19 protein-coding genes are annotated in these 21,277 nt (G+C 71.0%); 9 read left to right on the forward strand and 10 right to left on the reverse strand.

The window, feature by feature from the left end:
* Positions 1-26: 26 nt before the first annotated feature.
* Both C4V41_RS65495 and C4V41_RS35805 read left to right on the forward strand, forming a co-directional pair.
* Positions 27-1,835 carry a serine/threonine-protein kinase gene (locus tag C4V41_RS65495; protein WP_103960417.1) on the forward strand — a complete coding sequence of 603 codons (1,809 nt, stop codon included), beginning with the start codon at positions 27-29 and terminating at the stop codon, positions 1,833-1,835.
* A gap of 104 nt (positions 1,836-1,939) precedes the next feature.
* On the forward strand, positions 1,940-3,325 hold the full coding sequence (locus tag C4V41_RS35805) for a class II fumarate hydratase (protein ID WP_103960418.1): 1,386 nt from the start codon (positions 1,940-1,942) through the stop codon (positions 3,323-3,325).
* 222 nt (positions 3,326-3,547) lie between these two features.
* On the opposite strand, the gene trpD is transcribed toward C4V41_RS35805, so the two are convergent.
* On the reverse strand, positions 3,548-4,636 hold the full coding sequence (trpD, locus tag C4V41_RS35810; RefSeq protein ID WP_103960419.1) for an anthranilate phosphoribosyltransferase: 1,089 nt from the start codon (positions 4,634-4,636) through the stop codon (positions 3,548-3,550).
* Between the two features lie 238 nt (positions 4,637-4,874).
* On the opposite strand from trpD, the gene C4V41_RS35815 reads away from it, so the two are divergent.
* From C4V41_RS35815 to C4V41_RS35830, 4 genes are read left to right on the forward strand one after another with little or no spacing between them, the layout of a single operon-like run.
* Positions 4,875-5,627: a 3-hydroxybutyrate dehydrogenase gene (locus tag C4V41_RS35815; protein ID WP_103960420.1), complete on the forward strand. Its 753-nt coding sequence runs from the start codon at positions 4,875-4,877 to the stop codon at positions 5,625-5,627.
* Positions 5,624-7,591: a helix-turn-helix domain-containing protein gene (locus C4V41_RS35820; RefSeq protein WP_103960421.1), complete on the forward strand. Its 1,968-nt coding sequence runs from the start codon at positions 5,624-5,626 to the stop codon at positions 7,589-7,591. The genes C4V41_RS35815 and C4V41_RS35820 overlap by 4 nt, the downstream gene beginning before the upstream one ends.
* 31 nt (positions 7,592-7,622) lie before the next feature.
* Positions 7,623-8,897, forward strand: a complete 1,275-nt coding sequence (locus C4V41_RS35825) for an MFS transporter (RefSeq protein WP_103960422.1) — start codon at positions 7,623-7,625, stop codon at positions 8,895-8,897.
* Positions 8,894-9,892: an alpha/beta fold hydrolase gene (locus C4V41_RS35830; protein WP_103960423.1), complete on the forward strand. Its 999-nt coding sequence runs from the start codon at positions 8,894-8,896 to the stop codon at positions 9,890-9,892. Before C4V41_RS35825 ends, C4V41_RS35830 begins: the two co-directional genes overlap by 4 nt.
* Before the next feature lie 199 nt (positions 9,893-10,091).
* On the opposite strand, the gene C4V41_RS35835 is transcribed toward C4V41_RS35830, so the two are convergent.
* Both C4V41_RS35835 and C4V41_RS35840 read right to left on the reverse strand, forming a co-directional pair.
* Positions 10,092-12,089 carry a glycosyltransferase family 2 protein gene (locus tag C4V41_RS35835; protein WP_103960424.1) on the reverse strand — a complete coding sequence of 666 codons (1,998 nt, stop codon included), beginning with the start codon at positions 12,087-12,089 and terminating at the stop codon, positions 10,092-10,094.
* A 70-nt stretch (positions 12,090-12,159) separates the two neighbouring features.
* Positions 12,160-12,855 (reverse strand): aggregation-promoting factor C-terminal-like domain-containing protein, encoded by a 696-nt coding sequence (locus tag C4V41_RS35840; RefSeq protein ID WP_235030580.1) that lies wholly within the window; start codon positions 12,853-12,855, stop codon positions 12,160-12,162.
* Between the two features lie 284 nt (positions 12,856-13,139).
* On the opposite strand from C4V41_RS35840, the gene C4V41_RS35845 reads away from it, so the two are divergent.
* The 3 genes from C4V41_RS35845 to C4V41_RS35855 are packed head-to-tail and all read left to right on the forward strand — an operon-like array spanning position 13,140 to position 15,717.
* Entirely contained in the window at positions 13,140-13,814 is a 675-nt protein-coding gene (locus tag C4V41_RS35845; protein ID WP_103960599.1) for a response regulator transcription factor, read from the forward strand.
* Positions 13,811-15,223 carry a sensor histidine kinase gene (locus C4V41_RS35850; RefSeq protein ID WP_103960425.1) on the forward strand — a complete coding sequence of 471 codons (1,413 nt, stop codon included), beginning with the start codon at positions 13,811-13,813 and terminating at the stop codon, positions 15,221-15,223. Before C4V41_RS35845 ends, C4V41_RS35850 begins: the two co-directional genes overlap by 4 nt.
* Complete coding sequence (locus tag C4V41_RS35855; RefSeq protein ID WP_146103914.1) at positions 15,220-15,717, forward strand: hypothetical protein; 498 nt, start codon at positions 15,220-15,222, stop codon at positions 15,715-15,717. The genes C4V41_RS35850 and C4V41_RS35855 overlap by 4 nt, the downstream gene beginning before the upstream one ends.
* A gap of 1 nt (position 15,718) precedes the next feature.
* On the opposite strand, the gene C4V41_RS35860 is transcribed toward C4V41_RS35855, so the two are convergent.
* From C4V41_RS35860 to C4V41_RS35890, 7 genes are all read right to left on the reverse strand, one after another.
* Entirely contained in the window at positions 15,719-17,038 is a 1,320-nt protein-coding gene (locus tag C4V41_RS35860; RefSeq protein WP_268808728.1) for a PhoH family protein, read from the reverse strand.
* A gap of 206 nt (positions 17,039-17,244) precedes the next feature.
* Entirely contained in the window at positions 17,245-18,006 is a 762-nt protein-coding gene (locus C4V41_RS35865; RefSeq protein WP_103960427.1) for an isoprenyl transferase, read from the reverse strand.
* A 55-nt stretch (positions 18,007-18,061) separates the two neighbouring features.
* Positions 18,062-18,607: a hypothetical protein gene (locus C4V41_RS35870; RefSeq protein WP_103960428.1), complete on the reverse strand. Its 546-nt coding sequence runs from the start codon at positions 18,605-18,607 to the stop codon at positions 18,062-18,064.
* An 88-nt stretch (positions 18,608-18,695) separates the two neighbouring features.
* Complete coding sequence (locus tag C4V41_RS35875) at positions 18,696-19,055, reverse strand: hypothetical protein (RefSeq protein ID WP_103960429.1); 360 nt, start codon at positions 19,053-19,055, stop codon at positions 18,696-18,698.
* Positions 19,052-19,849: a DUF692 domain-containing protein gene (locus C4V41_RS35880; RefSeq protein ID WP_200824449.1), complete on the reverse strand. Its 798-nt coding sequence runs from the start codon at positions 19,847-19,849 to the stop codon at positions 19,052-19,054. The genes C4V41_RS35875 and C4V41_RS35880 overlap by 4 nt, the downstream gene beginning before the upstream one ends.
* A 23-nt stretch (positions 19,850-19,872) precedes the next feature.
* On the reverse strand, positions 19,873-20,760 hold the full coding sequence (locus C4V41_RS35885; RefSeq protein ID WP_103960430.1) for a TIGR04222 domain-containing membrane protein: 888 nt from the start codon (positions 20,758-20,760) through the stop codon (positions 19,873-19,875).
* A 111-nt stretch (positions 20,761-20,871) separates the two neighbouring features.
* Complete coding sequence (locus tag C4V41_RS35890; RefSeq protein ID WP_146103915.1) at positions 20,872-21,207, reverse strand: hypothetical protein; 336 nt, start codon at positions 21,205-21,207, stop codon at positions 20,872-20,874.
* Between the last annotated feature and the right edge of the window lie 70 nt (positions 21,208-21,277).

The raw sequence follows: 21,277 nt of genomic DNA on the forward strand, positions 1-21,277 counted from the left end.
CAAGCGAGAATCGATATCTTCTTCTCATGCCGGAACAGCAGACACGCCTGCTCGCGGAACGCTACGAGCTCATCGCCCCGCTCGGCCGGGGCACGATGGGCACCGTATGGCGTGCCCGCGACCGCGCGCTCGGGCGTGAGGTGGCGGTCAAGGAAATCCGCCAGGACCCCGGGCTGACCGAGGAACAGCGGTCCGAGCTGCGCGAACGCATGGTCCGCGAAGGGCGCATCGCCGCGCGGATCAACCACCCGTCCGTGGCCGCCATCCACGACGTGCTGATCCAGGACAGCAGCCCGTGGATCATCATGGAGCTCATCGAGGCCCGCTCGCTGGAGCAGGTGATCGAGGAGGAGGGGCCACTCCCGCCGCGGCTCGTGGCGGAGATCGGCGTGGACCTGCTCGGAGCGCTGCGCGCGGCGCACGCCCAGGGCATCACCCACCGTGACGTCAAGCCGGGCAACGTGCTCATCACCGAGAGCGGCCGCGTGGTCCTGACCGACTTCGGCATCGCCAAGGCGGAGGGCGACTCACGGCTCACCAAAACGGGCATGGTCATCGGATCGCCCGGTTACACGGCTCCGGAACGTGCCAGGGGCGAGTACACCGGGCCCGAGTCGGACATCTGGTCGCTCGGGGCCACTCTTTACTTCGCGGTCGAGGGGCGGCCGGCGTACGAGCGGTCCACGATCGCCGAGACGCTGGCGGCGCTGCTGACCGAGAGCGCCGACCCGCCGACGCAGGCGGGGCAACTGCGGCCTGTGCTGAACGGGCTGCTGAGCAAGGACTATCGGCAGCGGCTCAACGCTGCCAAGGCGGAGACCCTGCTGCGCATGGTCGCCGACACCCCGACGAGCGAGATGCCGGTGCTCACGGCCGAGGCTCTTATGGCGCAGGAGGCCGCTTTGCCCGACCCGTTCGCCGCCCAGCAACCCCATACCGGCGGCCCCGGCGGACCAGGCCAGTCCTCCGTCCCCACCCCTCCGGCCCGGCCCACCGGCCAGGGCGCCCCGATGGCCGGAGGTCCGATGCCCGGCCCCGGCGGTCCTGGTGGCCCTGGTGGCCCTGGCCCTGGCGTCCCCGGCGGGCAGCGGCCCGGTGGTGCTGGCGTGCGCGGTCCTGGTGGGCCTGGAGCTCCGGGGCAGCGTCCCGGAGGGCCGCAGGGTCCCGGATACCAGCCGCAAGGACCGGGAGCGGGGCGCCAAGGCCCTGGATCCGGCCCGCAGGCCCCCGGACCGCAGGGTCCTGGCGCCAGGCAGCCCGGAACTGGACCACAGAGACCTGGAGCCGGGCCACAAGGACCTGGAGCCGGACAGCCCGGAACCGGGCCGCAGGGGCCCGGGAGCGGGGCTCAGGGGCCGATGCGCGGGTCCAACGCGCCTACCGTGCCGCACTCCGCCGCCTCCGGCCGCCCCCACTCCCAACCCCCCGCTGGGGCGTCCCAGGGAGGCTACGACCCCGAGCGCACGGTCAGCATCGCGCGCCCGAAGGGCCCGCTCCCCTCGGCCCCCGACCAGAACAGGCCACCACAGCCCCCGGGCGACGAGAGCACCATCGCCACCACCCGCATCCCGACGGGCAAGTCACCCGGACAGCAGGTCTACCCGGTCCCCGCACCCCAGATGGGCCAGCAGCAGCCCGGCCCCCAGCAGCCGATGATGCCGCCCCAGCAGGGCATGCACGAGAGCCAGGGCCTCGGCACCGACCTGTTCGCCATCGCCGGCCAGCCGGAGCAGAAGCCGGCGGGCAACCGCAACGGCATGCTGGTCCTGATGGCGGTGGCCGCCGCCGCGGCCGTGGTGATCGCCGTCCTCATCGTGGCCCTCCTGTCCGCCTGACCACTCACGCGCCCGGGCCGGGAGACCGCCCGGGCGACGGTACGGACGAGACGACGGCGGGGCCCTCGAACCCGGGCGGGCGGTCGTGAGCCAGACTGGAAGTCATGAGCGAGTTCAGGATCGAACATGACTCGATGGGCGAGGTACGCGTGCCCGCAGGCGCCAGGTGGCGCGCGCAGACCCAGCGGGCGGTGGAGAACTTCCCGGTTTCCGGACGGCCGCTGGAGCCGTCCCACATCGCCGCCCTGGGCCTGATCAAGGCGGTGGCCGCCGAGGTCAACGGCGAGCTGGGCGTGATCGACAAGGATCTGGCGGAGGCGATCGCGCAGGCCGCGGCCGACGTGGCGGAGAACGAGCACGACGCCCACTTCCCGATCGACGTCTTCCAGACCGGTTCCGGCACCTCGTCCAACATGAACGCCAACGAGGTGATCGCGACGCTGGCCGAGGAGCGGCTCGGCCGGCCCGTGCACCCTAACGACCACGTGAACGCCTCCCAGTCGTCCAACGACGTCTTCCCGACCTCCATTCACGTGGCGGCGGCGACCGAGGTGACGTACCACCTGCTGCCCTCGCTCAAGCACCTGGCGGAGGCGCTGCGGGAGAAGGCGATCGAGTTCGACGGTGTGGTGAAGTCGGGCCGGACCCATTTGATGGACGCGACGCCCGTGACGCTGGGCCAGGAGTTCGGCGGGTACGCGACCCAGCTGGAGCATGGTGTCGTACGGGTCACCGGGGCGCTGGAGCACGTACTGGAACTGCCTTTGGGCGGCACGGCCGTTGGTACGGGCATCAACACGCCGCAGGGGTTCGCCCAGGAGGCGATCGGCAAGCTGCGTGAGGCGACCGGGATCCCGTTCCTGGAGGCCAGGGACCATTTCGAGGCCCAGAGCGCGCAAGACTCCATCGTCGAGCTGTCGGGGCAGCTCAAGGTGGTGGCGGTGTCACTGACCAAGATCGCCAACGACCTGCGCTGGATGGGCTCTGGGCCGCGGGCCGGGCTGGGTGAGATCAACCTGCCCGATCTGCAGCCCGGCTCGTCGATCATGCCCGGCAAGGTCAACCCGGTGATCCCGGAGGCGACGGCCATGGTCGCGGCGCAGGTCATCGGGAATGACGCGGCGATCACGTTCGCGGGGGCGTCGGGGAACTTTGAGCTCAATGTGCAGCTTCCGGTGATCGCACGGAACATCCTGGAGTCGATCAGGCTGCTCGCGAACGTCTCCCGGCTGCTCGCCGACCGCTGCGTGGCGGGGATCACGGCCAACGTGGACCGGTTGCGTGAGTACGCCGAGTCGTCTCCCTCGATCGTCACTCCGCTGAACAAATACGTCGGGTATGAGGAGGCCGCCAAGATCGCCAAGCAGGCCCTGGCGGAGCGCAAGACCATCCGTGAGGTGGTGATCGAGCGCGGCCACGTGGCCGACGGCACACTGACCGAGGACCAGCTCGACGCCGCACTCGACGTCCTCTCAATGACCAGGCCATAGCGGAGGGCGAAGGCGGGCAGGCCGGCTCATCCACCGCACTCCGGCTGAGGTCCTTTCGGAGGTGGAGAGGTGGAGGCGGGCAGACCGGCGCACCCGCCGCACTCTGGCCGGGGTCCCTCCGGAGCAGGAGGAGCGAAGGCGGGCAGACCGGCTCACCCGCCGCACTCTGGCCGGGGTTCCTCCGAAGCGGAAGAGGGTGCGGGGGAAGGCGTGGTCAGGTCGTCAGGGGGTGCGGGATTGTGTTCGTACCGAGTGGGGGCTGAAGGTGGTGGCGGCGGTTTGGGTGGCGACCGACCAGCGGGTGAGGAGGGATTGGGCGGCGCCTGAGTCCACGGCGTCGGCGGCGCGTTTGTAGGCGGCGGACAGGGCCGGGGTGAGGTCGGACGCCGGTGGAGTGCCGTCGGCGGCTACTACGGCGGCGGCGGCGTTCAGGAGGACGATGTCGCGGACCGGGCCCCGCGCGCCGCCCAGGACCGCGCGGGCCACCCGCGCGTTGTGGCGGGCGTCGCCGCCGCGTAGGTCGTCGGGGTGGGCGCGAGGGATGGACAGGTCGAGGGGGTCGAAGACGGTCGGGGTGACGGTGCCGCGGCGGACCACCCAGATCGTCGAGGGGCCGCAGATCGTCAGCTCGTCGAGCCCGTCGTCGCCCCTGAAGACCAGCGACGAGCCGCCGCGTTCGGCCAGGACGCCCGCGATGATCGGGGCGATCGAGGGGTGGTAGACCCCGACCGCCTGGGCGGGTGGCAGGGCGGGGTTGGTGAGCGGGCCGAGGAAGTTGAAGACCGTGGGGACGCCGAGTTCGCGGCGTGCCCCCGAGGTGCGTTTCATCGCCGGGTTGAAGGCGGGTGCGAAGCAGAATGTGATGCCGACCTCGTCCGCCACCTCGACCACGGCGGCGGGCGGCAGGTCGATGACCACCCCGAGCTCTTCGAGCACGTCGGCGGCGCCCGCCATGGAGGAGGCGGCCCGGCCTCCGTGTTTGACCACCTTGACGCCCGCGGCGGCGGCCACGATGGCGGCCATGGTGGAGATGTTCACGGTGTTGGCCCGGTCGCCACCCGTGCCGACGAGGTCGACGGGGTCGCCGGAGATCCGGATCGCGGCCGCCCTGGCCAGCATGCCGTCGGCCAGCCCGGCCACCTCGGCCACGCTCTCGCCCTTGGCCCGGAGCGCGATGGCGAACGCGGCGATCTGGGCGCTTGTGGCCCGGCCCGACATGATCTGGTCCATGGCCCAGGTGGCCTGGCGGGTGGTGAGCGAGGTGCCGCCGAGCAGCGTGGTGAAAACGTGCGGCCAGGTGATGGTGGTCATGAGCGCCCTTTCTCGTCAGTGCTCGACGGGGGCGCGTGCGACATGCCGGTGGCCGCCTCGTCGAGGCGGCCATGTGCGTATGCGCTGGGGTGGTCCGCCTAGGAGACGGGCCACCACGAGGTCGTATACGCGATCATGTGGCCCAAGATAGCAGACGCGGTGATCCACATAGTGCGACACCGATCTATGTCGGCCGCACCCATGCTTGAGGGCGTGGCGACCGCCTAGGGTTCGGGATATGGCGAAGGAGCTGACGGGGCGGACCGCGCTGGTGACGGGGGCGGGGGGCGGCATCGGGGCGGCGTGTGCCCGGCGGCTTGCCGTGGCCGGGGCCAGGGTGCTGGTCGTCGACATGCGGGCCGAACCCGCCGAGAAGGTGGCCGCCGAGATCGGCGGCACGGCCGTGGTGGCCGATCTGAGCGACCCGGGCTTCATCGCCGCGCTGCCGGACGAGCCCGTCGACATCGTGGTGAACAACGCCGGGTTCCAGCACGTCGCGCCGATCGAGGACTTCCCGCCCGAGGTGTTCGCGACGATGCTCAGGGTCATGGTCGAGGCGCCGTTCCTGATCGCGCGTAGGGTGTTGCCCGGCATGTACGCCAGGGGCTGGGGGCGGTTCGTGAACATCTCGTCGGTGCACGGGCTGCGCGCCTCGCCGTTCAAGTCGGCGTACACGACGGCCAAGCACGCCCTGGAGGGCTTCTCCAAGGTCGTGGCGCTCGAAGGGGCGCCCCACGGCGTGACCTCGACCTGCGTGTGCCCCGCCTACGTGCGGACCGGGCTGGTCGAGGCGCAGATCGCCGACCAGGCCAGGGTGCACGGCATCGAGCCGGACGAGGTGGTCGAGAACATCATGCTGGAGCCCGCCGCCATCAAACGGCTGATCGAGCCGGAGGAGGTGGCCGAGCTGGTCGCGTACCTGTGCGGGCCGAGCGGGGCGTTCATCTCCGGCGTGTCGCTGCCCGTGGACGGTGGCTGGACGGCCCGATGAGCACGCGTTTCCTCGAACTGCTGGCCAGGGAGGCTTCGGCGGTCGAGTTCGAGGGGCCGATCATCCAGGCGCGGGCGGCCGGCGCGGACCCGGCCACGATCGAGGCGCTGGAACAGGCCAAGGTCGAGGCGCTGAAGGTGCGCGCCCTGCTCAAGCGGCGCGCCAGGCGCGAGGCGGAGCTGTCGGCGCTCTACGACACGGCCGGCGACCTGGCCGCGCTGCGCGACCTCGACGCCGTGCTGGAGGCCATCGTGCACCGGGCCAGGCAGTTGCTGGCCACCGACGTCGCGTACATGACGCTGCACGACCCCGAGCGCGGCGACACCTACATGCGGGTGACCGACGGGTCGATCTCGGCCAAGTTCCGGGCGTTGCGGCTGGGCATGGGGGCGGGGCTGGGCGGGCTGGTGGCGCAGACGGCGACGCCGTACTCGACGGCCGACTATTTCGCCGACGCCCGGTTCCGGCACAAGGACGACATCGACGAGGCCGTCACGGAAGAGGGCCTGGTCGCGATCCTCGGGGTGCCGCTGCGGCTCGGGCAGCGGGTGATCGGCGTGCTGATGGCGGCCAACCGCAGCGCGCGGCCGTTCCACCAGGAGGAGGTGTCGCTGCTGGCCAGCCTGGCCGCGCACGCCGCCGTCGCGATCGACAACGCCAGGCTGCTGCAGGAGACCAGGAACGCGCTGGAGGAGCTCTCCCAGGCCCACAGGACCGCCAGGGCGCACGGCGAGGCCGTCGAGCGGGCCGCGATGGCCCATGACCGGATGACGTCGCTGGTGCTGCGCGGGGGCGGGATCGAGGACGTGGCCGCCGTGGTGACCGACGTGCTCGGCGGGTCGCTGGCGGTGCTCGACGACCTGGGGCGGGCCATCAGCGGTGACGTGGGCGAGCTGGACGCGGGGGTGTTCGAGGCGGCGCAGGCGTCGAGGGCGCTGGGGCGTACCGTGCGGAGGGGCGATCTGCTGATCGCGTCCGTGGACGTCGGCGGGGAGCCGCTGTGCACGCTGATCCTGCGCAGTGACGACGCCGACGAGCGCATCCTGGAGCGGGCGGCGCTGGTGTGCGCGCTGCTGCTGCTGTTCCGCAGGAGTGTGGCCGAGGCCGAGGGGCGGGTCAGGGGCGAGTTGCTCGACGACCTGATCGCCAGGCCCGGCTCCCCCGGTCTGGCGGACCGGGCGCGCCGGCTGGGGGTCGATCTGGGCGCGCCGCACGTCGTGGTGGTGGTCAAACACGAGGGGCAGCGGGAACGGGCCGCGTTCTGGGCCTCGTCGGAGGCGACGATGCGGCACGGGCTGGCCGCCGGGCGCGGCGACGAGGTGGTGCTGCTGTTGCCGGGTGAGGACGCGGGCGGTGTCGCCCGGCGCGTGGCGGCCGAGTTGTCCGCGTCGTTGCACAGCCCGGCCACGGTCGGCGCGGGAACAACCGCACAAAGCGGGACAGCCGCGCAAAGCGGGACGGCCACACAAAGCGGGATGGCCGCGCAAAGCGGGACGGCCGCACAAAGCGCCACCACCGCCCATCAGGCCGCGCGTCAGGACGTCGCCGCCGCCTATCAGGAGGCCAGGCGGTGCGCCGAGGCGCTGATCGCGCTCGGGCGGGCAGGTGACGGCGCGAGCGCGGCCGAGCTGGGCTTCGTGGGCCTGCTCGTCGGCGACGGCCGCGACGTGCCCGGCTTCGTCGGCAAGGTGCTCGGCGCCGTGACCGAGTACGACGCCCGCAGAGGCACCGCCCTGACCGACACGCTGGCGGCGTACTTCGGCACCGGCGGCTCCCCCTCCCGTACGGCCGAGGCCCTGCACATCCACGTCAACACCGTCACCCAGCGGCTCGACCGGATCGGCAGGCTGCTCGGCGACGGCTGGCTGGAGCCGGAGCGCGCGCTCGAACTCCAGCTCGCCCTCCGCCTGCACAGGCTCGGCCACACATCCACCCGGAAGACTGTGGGCCCCGACGCCATATGAGTGACGCCGGTCACTCCTTAGCGTGACCGGCATGGCCACTTCCATCAAGAAGATCGTCGCCGCGAGCCTGATCGGCACCACCATCGAGTGGTACGACTTCTTCCTGTACGGCTCGGCAGCCGCCCTCGTCTTCAACACCCTCTTCTTCCCCGACTCCGACCCGCTGACCGGCACGCTGCTGTCGTTCCTCACCTACGCCGTCGGATTCGTCGCCCGCCCGCTCGGCGGCCTGGTCTTCGGCCACTTCGGCGACCGGATCGGCCGCAAGTCGCTGCTGGTCATCAGCCTGCTGCTGATGGGCGCGGCGACGTTCCTGATCGGCTGCCTGCCGACGTACGAGACGCTGGGCCCGGCCGCCGCGCTGCTGCTGACGACGCTGCGGCTCGTGCAGGGCTTCGCGCTCGGCGGCGAGTGGGGCGGCGCGGTGCTGATCGTTTCCGAGCACGGCGACAACGCCCGCCGCGGCTTCTGGGCCTCCTGGCCGCAGGCGGGCGCCCCCGGAGGGAACCTGCTGGCCACCGGCGTGCTGGCGGCGCTGGCCGCCTGGCAGTCGGACGAGGCGTTCCTGGCGTGGGGCTGGCGGGTGCCGTTCCTGCTGTCGGGCGTGCTCGTGCTGATCGGGCTCTGGATCCGGCTGTCGATCAGCGAGTCGCCGGTGTTCCAGCAGGCGCCCCAAGAGGAGCGCGCCCCGATCGTCGGGGTGCTGCGGCACCACTCGAAGGACGTGGTCATCGCGATCGGCGCGCGCCTGGCCGAGAACATCTCCTTCTACCTGCTGACCGTCTTCGTCATCACGTACGCCAAGCAGAACAAGATCGACAACTCCACCGTCCTGACCGCGGTGCTGATCGCGTCGGCCATCCACTTCGCCACGATCCCGATGTGGGGCGCGCTGTCCGACCGCGTCGGCCGCCGCCCGATCTACCTGGCGGGCGCCGCCGGCATCGGAGTGTGGATCTTCGCGTTCTTCCCGCTCGTGGACACGGGCAACTTCCTGGCGATCACCGCGGCCGTCACCGTCGGCCTGCTCTTCCACGGCATGATGTACGGCCCCCAGGCCGCCTTCTTCTCCGAGCTGTTCGGCACCAGGATGCGCTACACCGGCGTCTCCATCGGCGCGCAGCTCTCCGCCATCGTGGCCGGCGCGCTGGCCCCGATCATCGCGGTGGCCCTGCTGAGGGAGTATGCGAGCAGCGTGCCCATCTCGATCTACCTTGGCCTGGCGGCGGTGCTCACCCTGGTCGCGGTCTACGCCGCACGCGAGACCCAGGGCCGTGACCTGGCCGAGAGGATCCACGCGCGATGAAGATCACCACGCCGCGCCTCACCCAGCACGTCCTGACGGCCGAGGGCAGGACCACCGGCGAGCCCGTGCTGTTCGTGCACGGCAACGTCTCCTCCAGCGCCTTCTGGCGCGACAGCCTGGCGGCGCTGCCCGCGGGTTACCGGCCGCTGGCCGCGGACCTGCGCGGGTTCGGCGAGAGCGACCCCGCGCCCGTGGACGCCACCCGGGGCCTGCGCGACTACTCCGACGACCTGATCGAGCTGGTCGAGGCCCTGGATCTGGAGGGTGTCCACCTGGTCGGCTGGAGCCTGGGCGGCGGCGTCGTGCTGCAGGTCCTGCGCGACCGCCCGGCCGCCGTCAGGAGCGTCACGCTGGTCAACCCGATCTCCCCGTACGGCTTCGGCGGCACCGAGGGCCCCGACGGCCGGCTCACGCACCCCGACGGCGCGGGCGCGGGCGCCGGAGCGGCCAACCCGGACTTCGTGGCCCGGTTACAGGCGGGCGACATGTCGGAAGAATCCCCCACGTCACCACGCAACGTCCTCCGCTCCGCCTACGTCAAGCACCCGATCCCCGACGAGGACTTCTACCTCCGCTCGATGCTCACCACCCGCGTGGGCGAGGCTCATTACCCGGGCGACGCCGCCACCTCCGGCTCCTGGCCGGGCGTGGCCCCGGGCAAGACGGGTGTGCTCAACGCCATCGCCCCCACCCACTTCCGCCTCGACGACCTGCACGAGATCGGCCCCAGGCCGCCCATCCTGTGGATCAGGGGCGCCGACGACGTGATCGTCTCCGACACGTCCCTGTTCGACCTGGCCCACCTGGGGGCGCTCGGCGTCGTGCCCGGCTCCCCCGGTACGCCGGCCCAGCCGATGGTGACGCAGACGAGGGCGGTGCTGGCGCGCTACGGCGCGTACCGGGAGGTCGTGCTGGACGACTGCGGCCACAGCCCGCACCTGGAACGGCCGGAGGAGTTCCGCCGCCTGCTGGCCGAGCACCTCGGGGAGGCCTGACGCTGGTCGCGAGCTTACTGACGCCCGTACCGCACCTCACGGTGCCGGGCGCCGAGCACGTCTACGCGAAGATGGCCGTTCCGCTACCACCGGGTCGAGGGCGGCGACCACCTGGACGGCCTGGTGGACCTCTACCCGGACCGGCTCAAACCCCTCCTCCCGGTCTTCAGGAGTGCCTTCGAGGAGCTGGAAGGCCGGGTCAGTCCTTGAGGTAGCGATGCCTGCCCGCGCGCGCCAGGCGCACGATGTGCCGCGCGCCGGGCAGCCGCCGGCCGAGCCGGTGCAGGGCGGTGTCCCGGCCCATGGGCGAGGGCCGCTCCGGGTCGACGGCGGCGGCCTGGCGTACCTCGACCTTGCCCCTGCGCATCTCCAGCGCGAACCTCAGCCCGATCTCCTCGTCGGGTGAGCGCAGCGAGGACAGCCAGCCGCCCGGCCCGAGGTGCTCGGCGCCCGGCATCAGGCGCTTGACCGGCACCTTGGCCACGAGCTGGCCGGCGATCCGTCCCGGCACCCCGGCCTCGACCAGCGCGGGCGCGCACACCTCACGGGCCCGCCGCCCGGTGCTGCGCAGCACCAGCTCCAGCGGCGGCCCGCCGCTCGGCGGCACGTACGGCACCGGCAGCACCACGTACAGGTGCCTGTCGAGCTGCTTGACCACCACGCCCGGCGACACCAGCGCGATCGACTCGGAGAACGAGCGCGGCTCGACGGCCAGGCCCAGCTCGCCGTTGTCGCTCCAGCACGGCAGAACCAGCCGCATCCTGGGCCGCTGGGCCAGCACGCCCAGGCAGTTGAGCGGGCCCTCGGGGCGGCTGATCCGGCTCCTGGCCTGGTTGGCGCCACTGAACATGCGGACGTGCACCTCCCACTGGCCCGGCCGCAGCGGCCGGCCGAGCGCGGCCTCGGTCACGTCGATCCTGGTCTCGCCCTTGATCTGGACGCGGATGCGGCGGCGCCCGTCTTCGATCCGCTCCACCCGCTGGGCCAGCGGCAGGAAGTGGATGAGGCCCGTCTCGGCGTGCCGCAGATAGACCTCGATCCTGGCGCGATCGACGGCGTCCGAGATGTCGGTGACGTCGTCGGGCAGGCGTTTGGTCTCCAGTGAGCGCGGCGGGATCCAGTGCACGCGGTCGCCGTCCGTGCGGTACCTGTCGGGCGTGCCGTCCCCGGCCATGATCTCCGCGGTCACGCCGAGCACCAGGACGTGGGCGTCCCAGCGCACCTCGGTGAGGTCGGCGCGCAGGCCGGCGCGCCTGGAGGAGTTCGACAGGAGCACGATCTGGTCCAGGCGTCCCATGCGCACGTACGCGGCCACCGTGCGGAGCTGGACGGGCAGGTAGCGGTCGAGCCGCTCGGGGAAACGCCGGGCCATGAGGTCCTGGACGACGCGGAAGTGCATGCCCCGATCGACGGAGGAGTCGGCGAACCTGCTGGTCAGCAGCGGGCGCAGGGCGGCGTAACGGAGCCAGTAGGCGTACATGCGGTCGCGCTGGCGGCCCTCGCCCACGTAGGTGTCGATGTCGTCGAGCAGGCTGTGCAGCTCCTTGACGATGACCCGGGGCGCCTCCTCGACGCGCGGGCGGTCCCCGAGGTGGCAGCAGACGTGCTCGGCCAGCACGGCGATGACCTTGGCCTGCAGATACGCCCGCAGCACGAACGCCTGCTCGCCCATCCGGCCGCCGGGCACCGAGAAGCCCAGCTCGTGCTCCTCCAGGAAGGCGCGGCGGTAGAGCTGCTGCGGGACGAGCAGGGTGAGCAGGCGGTCGCGCAGGATGTCGGCGCGGGCCGTGGCGCGCGAGAAGGCGGCCGTGGGCGGGCCGTGGTCGCGTACCAGGCGGCCGACCAGCACGTCGGCGTCGGTCTCGACCGCGCGTTCGTACATGCGCGCGACGGCGTCACGTTCGAGTCGGTCGACCTGGTCGAGGAAGTAGACGTACTCGCCGGCGGCCGCGGCCAGGCCGACGTTGCGGCCGCGCATGGGCGAGCCCGTGTGCGGCAGGCGCAGGGTGCGCACGTTCGAGCGCACCGTGGCGATGGTGTCCAGGCGGTCGGCGATCCCGTCCGTGGACCCGTCGTCCACGAAGATCACCTCGTACTCGTCCGCGGGCATGGTCTGCTCCAGCGCGGAGCGAATGCACGCGTCGGCGGTGCCACCCGGATTGTGGACATTGACGATCACACTGACCTTCACACCCATGCGGCCAGCGTGCGCCCGTATACAGGATCGGGCGCGACGGCTTGCCGATTGGAGAAGGAAAGTTGACCTGTTAGTACCAACCCACGGACTGTGAGTGGCCCCACGCCGCACAAGGGGTGCCGTAGCGGCCCTTGATGTAGCCCAGGCCCCACTTGATCTGGGTGGCGGCGTTGGTCTGCCAGTCGGCGCCCGCACTGGCCATCTTGGTGCCGGGCAGGGACTGCGGGATGCCGTACGCGCCGGAGTAGCGGTTCATGGCCCGCTCGTTCCAGCCGCTCTCCTTCTGCCAGAGCGACTCCAGACAGCCCCACTGGTCGGCGCCGAACCCATGGCCGGCGAGCATGGCCTTGGCGATGGCCTTGTTGCTGCCCGGCGAGGGGCTACTGCCGGGCGGGAAGTTCGCGGCCGGGAACCCGTTGCCGCCGGGGGCCTTCTTGGGCACGACCCAGTCGAGGTCCTTGCCCGCGGCTCCCGTGCGCTCCTTCTTGAGCTTGGCGGCTCGGTAGGCCTGCTCGGCGGCGGCCTTGAGCGCGTCGGTCTTGGGATCGGGCGCGTAGAGGTCACCACTGGCGATCTTGCCCAGTTCCTCGGGCGAGAAGCCCTCCTGGGGCGGCCTGTTGGCGTTCTCGACGGCGCGGTAGGCGACGAAGCCACCGCCGCCGACGACGATCACCAAGGACAGGGTCGTGATGATGACGCGCTTGGGGGTGATGCGCGAACGCCGGCGCGCCGGCGGAAGGTCTTCCTTCGGGGGGCGCTCACTCAATCTCTGACCGGGGCTCACGATCCATGAGCTTGCCCTGTACTGGGGGGTGGTTCGCAACCGAAACGCGGTAATCGCTTGGCGTAAATTTGGCCAACCAGCAGATTAGCTCGTCGTTTACGAAATATTGTGATATTCGTCACACTACGGATGGCTCCCCTTCGGGCACCCGCAGCCGAAGGGAAGCCGCTTTCAGACTCTCCCGCCTTCTTCGGGATCCCATGCACGACATGTCACAGTTTGGTGACACAACCCGGGTAATCCAGACATGGAATAATAATGTGCGCGTGGCTGGCATCCTCCTTGTTGAAGACGACCCCTCGGTCCGCATGGCTCTAGAGCTTGCGCTGACGAGACAGGGGCATTCCGTCACGTCCTACGCGACGGGCGAGGAGGCTCTCGACCACATCAGGGCCCGCCGCCCCGAGATCGCCATTCTCGACGTCATGCTCCCCGGGATCGACGGGGTCGAGGTGTGCCGCCGCGTGCGCAAGCTCGACCAGCTCCCCGTCATCCTGCTCACGGCCCGCGGCGACGACCTGGACGTGGTGGTGGGGCTGGAGGCCGGCGCCGACGACTACGTGGTCAAGCCCGTCGAGCCCCGGGTCCTGGACGCCCGCATCCGCGCGGTCCTGCGCAGGGCCGAGTCCGCCTCCTCCGACCGCATCACCTTCGGCGACCTCGTGATCGACCGGGGCGCGCTCAAGGTCACGCTGGCCGGCAAGGAGATCCACCTGACCCCGACCGAGCTGCGGCTGCTGCTGGAGCTGGTCAGGCATCCCGGCCAGGTGCTCAACCGCCGCTATCTGCTGCGGGCGGTCTGGGACCACACGCACATCGCCGACTCCCGGCTGGTGGACGCCTGCGTGCAGCGGATCCGCGCCAAGATCGAGCCGAAGCCCGCCGAGCCGGTCTTCATCCACACGGTACGCGGCTTCGGCTACCGGTTCAGTCCCCCGTGATCCCGCTGCCCACCGGGCTGCGCGCCCGCCTGGTCATCACGTTCACCCTCGTCGCCGTCGCCGCCTCGCTGCTGGTGGCCACGATCGGCTTCGAGCTGGCCAAGACCGCGCTCGTCACCCGGGCCGAGACCACCGCGCTCGACCTGGTGACCAGGGAGCTCGGCAGCATCACCTTCCCCGTCGGCAAGCTCAGACCGGGCGAGGCCGCGCCGACGATCAAGGAGCTCGACCGCCTGACCAGCGCGCTCAGCGGGCCGGGACGCAGCGTGCTGGTCGAATATCGCAGCCTGATCTCCTCCGAGGGCCCCATGTCGATGAGCGACGTGCCCAACGAGCTGCACGGGCGCGCCAAGCAGAGCATCGTCACCCAACGCAAGATCATCCGCGGGGAGCTCTGGCTCATCGTCGGGGCCGAGGTCTATCGGAGCAACGCCGGCCGGCCCGAGGCCACGGGGCTGCAGGCGTTCGTGTTCTTCCCGATGCACGACGACGAGAGCCAGCTCGCCACGCTCAGGACCACGCTCACCCAGGCGGGCGTGGTCATCGTGCTGCTCGCCCTGGTCGTGGCGCTGCTGTCGGCCCGTCAGGTGCTGCTGCCGGTCAGGCGGCTGAGCGCGGCGGCGCAGGCGCTCGGCCAGGGCCGGCTCGACACGCGCCTGCCCGTCCACGGCCAGGACGAGCTGGCCGGGCTCACCGCCAGGTTCAACGACGCGGCCGCGGCGCTGGAGCTGAGCGTGGCCGAGCTGCGCTCGCTGGAGGCCATGTCGCGCCGCTTCGTGGCGGACGTCTCCCACGAGCTGCGCACCCCGCTGACCGCGATGACGGCCGTGGCCGACATGCTGTCGGACGAGGCGAGCCGGCTGCCGGAGGCGCCCGCGGAGGCCGTCCGGCTGGTGCTCAGGGAGATCGAGCGGCTGCGTGAGCTGGTCGAGCACCTCATCGAGGTCAGCCGCTTCGACGCGGGCACCGCCACGCTCCTCCTCGAACCCGTCAACGTGGCCGACGCCATCCAGGACTGCCTGGAGGTACGCGGCTGGAGCGACCAGGTGACCGTCAAGGCCCCCCAGGGCCTGGCCGTCAACCTGGACCCCAGCAGGTTCGACGTCATCGTGGCCAACCTGGTCGGCAACGCGCTCAAGCACGGCATGCCTCCCGTCGTGGTGAGCGCGCGCGGCACCGAGAACGGTCTGGAGGTCAAGGTGCGCGACCACGGCCAGGGCATCCCGCGCGAGGCGCTGCCGCACGTGTTCGACCGGTTCTTCAAGGCCGGCGCGGGCCGGGCGCGCAGCCAGGGCAGCGGCCTCGGCCTGGCCATCGCCAGGGCCAACGTCCATTTGCACGGCGGCACGATCTCCGTACGTCTCCAGAACCCCGGAACCCTCTTCACGGTCTGGCTCCCGCACGCATGAAAGCCTTGCTGACGATCGCCATGCTGCTGGCCCTCACGGCCTGCGGCATCTCCCCCACCGACGTCCAGGACAGGGGCGGCGCCCCCACCATCAAGATCCCGCCGCCGTCCAAGACGATCTACCTGATCAAGAACGGCCAGCTCACCCTGGAACCGGCCGACGTCGAGAACGACACCGTGGCCAGCCTGCTCGGGGCGCTCTTCGCGGCCTCCTCCCAGCCGCTCGGCGACCGGGACACGGCGCTGCGCGGGTTCACGTACCTGCGGATCAAGAACTCGATCAACCCCATCCAGCGGGACGAGATCCAGCTCCCGCGTACGTCCACGCTGACCGTCTACGTCGGCGGTGAGGGCACGCTGACCCAGCTCGGCAAGGCCCAGATCGTCTGCACCGCGCAGCAGGACGCGGCGTTCGAGCTGGTCAGGATCGTCAGGGAGAACAGGAACCGCCCCTCCAAGTCGGAGGGACGGTTCACGTGCGGGGAGCTCAAATAGGTCACATGGTGATGTCCTCGAGCATCTCCGTCACCAGCGCGGCGATCGGCGACCGCTCGGACCTGGTGAGTGTGACGTGGGCGAACAGGGGGTGTCCCTTCAGCTTCTCCACCACGGCCACCACACCGTCGTGCCGGCCGACGCGCAGGTTGTCGCGCTGGGCAATGTCATGGGTGAGCACGACCCGCGAGTTGGCGCCGATCCGGCTCAGCACGGTCAGCAGGACGCCGCGTTCGAGCGACTGTGCCTCGTCCACGATCACGAACGCGTCGTGCAGGGACCGGCCCCGGATGTGCGTCAGCGGGAGCACCTCCAGCATGCCCCTGTCGAGCACTTCCTCGATCACCTCGGGCGAAGTGATCGCGCCCAGCGTGTCGTAGACCGCCTGCGCCCACGGCCCCATCTTCTCGCCCTCGGAGCCCGGCAGGTAGCCGAGTTCCTGGCCGCCCACGGCGTAGAGGGGACGGAAGACGATGACCTTGCGGTGCTGGCGGCGCTCCAGGACGGCCTCCAGGCCCGCGCAGAGCGCCAGCGCCGACTTGCCGGTGCCGGCCCGGCCGCCGAGCGAGACGATGCCGATCTCCGGGTCCATCAGCAGGTCGAGGGCGATGCGCTGCTCGGCGGAGCGGCCGTGCAGCCCGAAGATCTCGCGGTCGCCGCGGACGAGCCGTACGGACTTGTCCGGCTGCACCCGTCCCAGCGCCGAGCCCTTGGCCGACAGCAGCCGAAGGCCGGTGTGCGCCGGCAGCTCTCTGGCCTCGGCGAGGTCGGCGGTGCCCTGGTCGAAGAGCGTCTCGACGTCTTCGGTGGTCACCTGGACCTCGGCCATCCCCGTCCAGCCCGACTCGGACACGAGCTCGGCCCGGTATTCCTCGGCCACCAGGCCGATGGAGGCCGCCTTGACCCTCATCGGCAGGTCCTTGGACACCAGCACGACGTCGCAGCCCTCGCTGGCCAGCGAGCGGGCCACGGTCAGGATGCGCGTGTCGTTGTCGCCCAGGCGGAACCCGACGGGCAGGATGGACGGATCGCTGTGATTGAGCTCAACCCTGATGGTGCCATCCCCCGTCGGCATGGCCTCGTCCAGCCTGCCGTACTGGATCCGCAGATCGTCGAGGTAGCGCAGGGCCTTCCTCGCGAAGTAGCCGAGCTCGGGATGGTGCCGCTTACCTTCCAGTTCCGTGATGACCACGATCGGAAGGACCACGTCGTGCTCGGCGAAGCGAGTCATTGCCGCCGGGTCGGCCAGCAGGACAGACGTGTCGAGCACGTACGTGCGCTTGGCCGACTGGTGAGTAGGGTTGCTCGAGGACACTGCCACACGTTCTCCCCCGGGCGCCCCTTGGTGCGGGCACCCTGCAGACGAGGTGGGAATCGGACCGGACCCGCGTCCCCGACCGCGAGAAGCCGTCGGCGCCGGAGTCCGGCCCCCTCGGCAACTTTTGGCGCAAAGGCGGGCCCTCTCCGAAATGTCCGGCCTGTGACCGAACACTTCCAACGTTACGTCCTGGATACCCGAATGTCGCGTCAGGAACCGTAACGCCGGTTTCTCGCAGCGTAGTCACGCAGCGCACGCAGGAAGTCGACCCTGCGGAAGTCAGGCCAGTATGCCTCGTGGAAGTAGAACTCAGAGTGAGCGCTCTGCCAGAGCATGAAGCCGGACAAGCGCTGCTCGCCCGAGGTCCGGATGAGGAGGTCCGGGTCGGGCTGGCCGCGAGTGTAGAGATGCTCCGCGATGTGCTCGACATCGAGCACCTCGACGAGGTCCTCGATGCTCGCTCCCTTGCTCGCGTGCTCCTGGAGCAGTGAGCGCACCGCATCGGCAATCTCACGTCTTCCTCCATACCCAACTGCAACGTTCACAATCAGGCCTGGACGGTGTGATGACGCTTCTTTTGCATTTTTTAGGACATTAGCCGTGCGATCGGGTAGCAGATCGAGCGCGCCGACGGGGCTGATCCGCCAGCCCTCGGCCACCAGCTCCTGCGTCACGTCCTCGATGATGCGCAGGAGCGGCTCCAGCTCTTCCCTCGGCCGGTTGAGGTTGTCGTTGGACAACATCCACACGGTGACGACCTCGACGCCGCTCTCGCGGCACCAGCCGAGCAGCTCGGAGATCTTGTCCGCGCCCTTGCGGTGGCCCGATGCCACGTCACGCATGCCCATGGCGCGCGCCCAGCGGCGGTTGCCGTCAATGATGACCCCGACATGCCGGGGCACGCCGTCCTTCGACAGCTTGGTCTCCAGCCGGTGCTCGTACAACCGGTAGACCAGATCGCGCAGGCCCACGGAGTGCCTCCCCAGCGGTGCTGTGCCCTTGGTCGATTGACCTAACAGGCAATTATCACCGCGATTCGCCCGTGCCTGCTCCCTTACCTTGATTCCTGGCCAGATCTCTACCTTCTAGACACCCTTCCGCCTCATTTACCAGCTCACGCACGAACATCGACAGCTCCGCCGACGTCAGGACGGCCCGCATGCCCACACCCGTGGTGCCCCACGCCTCCACGTAGGCCCTTCTGGTCAGCCGCCACTCACCGCTCTTCGGCTGCCACAGCGGGATGGTCCTGAGCTGGCAACTCAGCTCGCCGCCCGCCAGCCCCTGCCGCGTGCGGTAGCGGAACGCGAACAGCTCGCCGTCCGGGTCCTCGCCAGGGAATCTGTCGTCGGGATCGGCCCACCGCCGGGCCGCTCCTGTGCCCTCGCGAGCCTCGTCGACGCCGCGCGCCAGCCGGGCCAGCAACCAGCCGCAGCGTTCGCCCACGCTGCCGTACGGGGTGCCGTCGCGATGCAGTTCGAGCGTGATCTCGTACGGCGTGCCGACGCTGTCCGTGCACGCGACCGGCGTGACGGTCAGAACGGAACCATCGACACAGCGTAGTCCTCCCATTCCCTCCCCGTTTCCGGCCGTATCCCCCCTAAACCCGCACTATGACCACCAGGCTCCTTGTTGACGATGCCCCAAGCGCTTGCTGGGATCAGCTTGGAGCGCGCCACCGCGACCACCAGCGCCGCTCTGGGGGAGGCGGATCGGGCATGCGGCCGCGGTCGCGCAGCCAGGCGGCGAAGTCGTCGGCGTCGGCCCGGTAGCCGGGCGGCGGGGTGGGACGCGAGCGCGCGTAGGCGGCGAACTCCGCGTTCAGGTCGGCGCCCGCGGCGGCGGCCGCGTCCGGGCGGATCCTGGCCACGATGGCGCGCCGCTTGGCGATCAGGCTCGACGCCTGGACCCGCATGCGCTCGGGATCGAACCCCGCGGGCACCTCCCCGCCCGCCACCAGCGCCGCCACGACCTGCCCCTGGACCTCGGCCAGCCGCTTCCGCTCCCGGTCGGTGGTCATCGCATCGCGGTCCTGATCCGGGACAGCTCCGTCTGCAGGACGGCGTCGCTGGGGTATTCGTCGTCCCACTCCAGCAGCACGCCCGGCGGGGTGGCCCGGGCGCACACCTCGGTGAGCAGGTCGAGCACCGGCTGCGGGGCTGCGGTGGTGTGGGTGTCGTGCCAGACGCCGTGGTGCTCGTAGCCGCCGGCGACGTGCACGTACGCGAGATGCTCCAGCGGAAGCGCGTCGAGCGCCGCCACCGCCGGCAGGCCCAGGTTGACCTGGTTGGTGTAGAGGTTGGCCACGTCGATCAGCAACCCGACCCCGGTGGCCGCCACCAGTTCGGCCAGGAACTCGGCCTCGGTCAGCTCGTCTCCCGGCCAGCCGAAGATGGCGGCGACGTTCTCCAGGGCCAGCGGAACGGGCAGCGCGTCCTGGGCGCGGCGCACGTTCTCGGTGATGACCCGCAGGGACTCGCGCGTGCGCGGGACGGGCAGCAGGTGCCCGGCCTCGATGCCGCCGCCCCTGACAAACGCCAGGTGCTCGCTGACCAGGGGCGCGTCCAGCTCCTGCGCGCACGCCGCCAGGTGGGCCAGCCTGTCCGGGGACGGAGGCTCGGCGCCGCCGATCCCGAGCGACACCCCGTGCGGGATCACCGGCAGGCCATTGGCGCGCAGCAGGCGTAACGATTCCGGGAGGTGGGCGGGCCGGATGTTCTCGGCGACCACTTCGAGGAAGTCGACGCCGGGCATGCGCTCGATCGTCAGGTCCAGCTCCGACCGCCAGCCGATGCCCACTCCCAGTTTCACCACGTCACCCTCCCCGGACTCACCTGTTAGCTGCCCCCGCCGCAGCCGCCGCCGCAGCCTCCGCCGCCGCCGCAGCTCGACGACCCCGAGTCGGCCCAGGCTCCGCAGCCGGCCACGCCGCCGTGGGTGTAGCCCGCGCTGCTCCCCCTCGTGACGCGGCGCCGGTCGCCGGTGATGAGCTCGACCTTCAGGTCGGCGTCGCGCACCTCTCCCAGACCGTACAACGCGATCGGCATCGGCCCTTCGCCGCCTTGGGGGTGCTCCCGCATGGCCGCGTAGAGCGACTCCTTGCCCGCCGGGGTGACGGTGTCGCGCCTGGCGCGCCGCTGCCGCACGATGGCCAGCCAGGCGCACACCATGGTGCCGCCGTAGATCGGCAGCGCCACAAGCGCCAGCGTCCCCCCGGTGAGAGCGGTGGCCGCCGAAATCACCAGCCCCGCGAGCGCGACCAGCGACAGCCCCCACAGTCGCCGGCTGATCCGGCCCGTGAGGGCGAAGACGTCGCCGGGCAGGATCATGCCCATGTCGGTGAGCCGGGCGCGGAGCGCGTCCATGGCCAGGCTCCGGTCGGTGTCGATTGTGAGCGCGACGGCGGGCAGTCCCGAGCGGAGTGCGACGATGCCCAGCACCGCCTCCTCGACGGGGTCGCGGGAGACGACGCCCGACCGTACCTGGTGCACGCGGCCACCCCGTGACACGCGCAGGTCCCCCGATTGCGCGAGCAGCGCGATGGCGGTGTTCGCCACCCGCCGCGAGCCGTCCGCCAGGTAGGCGAGCTCGTAGTGGCCGAGGTCGCGGGCCCGGCCGTCCGTGGCGGCCGCGCGGATGGAGCGCTCCTCGCGCCTGATGGCGACGATGGCGGTGACGGTGGGCACCGCCAGGATCGCCGAGACGATCAACACGATCAGGTCCATTCGACCTCCCCTCGTGCAGCCCTCCTGGGCTGGGTATTGAGGAGACGGATGGCGGCGGCGCGGGGGTTCCACCGCGATGGTGACAATTCCCGGCCTGTTTAGGTCTTTTGGCTAAGTGGAGCCGCAGCCGCAGAGGGTACGGTCGGGGGCGTCCCGCAGCCCGTACAGCGCGACCGCGAACGCCAGCGAGCTCTGGTCCTGCGCGCCCCTGGGGTGATGGTCCCGGGCAGCCTTCAGGACCTCGCGCCCGTCGCGGGTGATGACGCTGCGCAGCCGCCGCCGATGCCGGTGAATCGCCACGAACCCGGTGATCACGGCGAAGCCGGAGAACAGCAGGGCACCGAGGAAGAACGGCTCCTTCCCGGCCATTCCGCGGCCGGCGCCGGCCGTCGCGAGGACGGTCAGCGCCGTGTTGATCCCTTGCGGTACGGCAGTCCGCCCAGTCAAGGGCGGCGCGGCCGTACCGCACAAGAGGCTCTCCCGCCGGCCCCGTGCTGGCGAACCGGCCTCTCCGCCT

It is taken from the genome of Nonomuraea solani (assembly GCF_900108335.1).
Classification (GTDB): domain Bacteria; phylum Actinomycetota; class Actinomycetes; order Streptosporangiales; family Streptosporangiaceae; genus Nonomuraea; species Nonomuraea solani.

Excerpts from the sequence above, each read along its gene's own strand:
- C4V41_RS65495 (WP_103960417.1), top strand. The coding sequence starts at position 27 with ATGCCGGAACAGCAGACACGCCTGCTCGCGGAACGCTACGAGCTCATC.
- C4V41_RS35805 (WP_103960418.1), top strand. The coding sequence starts at position 1,940 with ATGAGCGAGTTCAGGATCGAACATGACTCGATGGGCGAGGTACGCGTG.
- trpD (WP_103960419.1), bottom strand. The coding sequence starts at position 4,636 with ATGACCACCATCACCTGGCCGCACGTTTTCACCACGCTGCTCGGCGGC.
- C4V41_RS35815 (WP_103960420.1), top strand. The coding sequence starts at position 4,875 with ATGGCGAAGGAGCTGACGGGGCGGACCGCGCTGGTGACGGGGGCGGGG.
- C4V41_RS35820 (WP_103960421.1), top strand. The coding sequence starts at position 5,624 with ATGAGCACGCGTTTCCTCGAACTGCTGGCCAGGGAGGCTTCGGCGGTC.
- C4V41_RS35825 (WP_103960422.1), top strand. The coding sequence starts at position 7,623 with ATGGCCACTTCCATCAAGAAGATCGTCGCCGCGAGCCTGATCGGCACC.
- C4V41_RS35830 (WP_103960423.1), top strand. The coding sequence starts at position 8,894 with ATGAAGATCACCACGCCGCGCCTCACCCAGCACGTCCTGACGGCCGAG.
- C4V41_RS35835 (WP_103960424.1), bottom strand. The coding sequence starts at position 12,089 with ATGGGTGTGAAGGTCAGTGTGATCGTCAATGTCCACAATCCGGGTGGC.
- C4V41_RS35855 (WP_146103914.1), top strand. The coding sequence starts at position 15,220 with ATGAAAGCCTTGCTGACGATCGCCATGCTGCTGGCCCTCACGGCCTGC.
- C4V41_RS35870 (WP_103960428.1), bottom strand. The coding sequence starts at position 18,607 with ATGGGAGGACTACGCTGTGTCGATGGTTCCGTTCTGACCGTCACGCCG.
- C4V41_RS35875 (WP_103960429.1), bottom strand. The coding sequence starts at position 19,055 with ATGACCACCGACCGGGAGCGGAAGCGGCTGGCCGAGGTCCAGGGGCAG.
- C4V41_RS35885 (WP_103960430.1), bottom strand. The coding sequence starts at position 20,760 with ATGGACCTGATCGTGTTGATCGTCTCGGCGATCCTGGCGGTGCCCACC.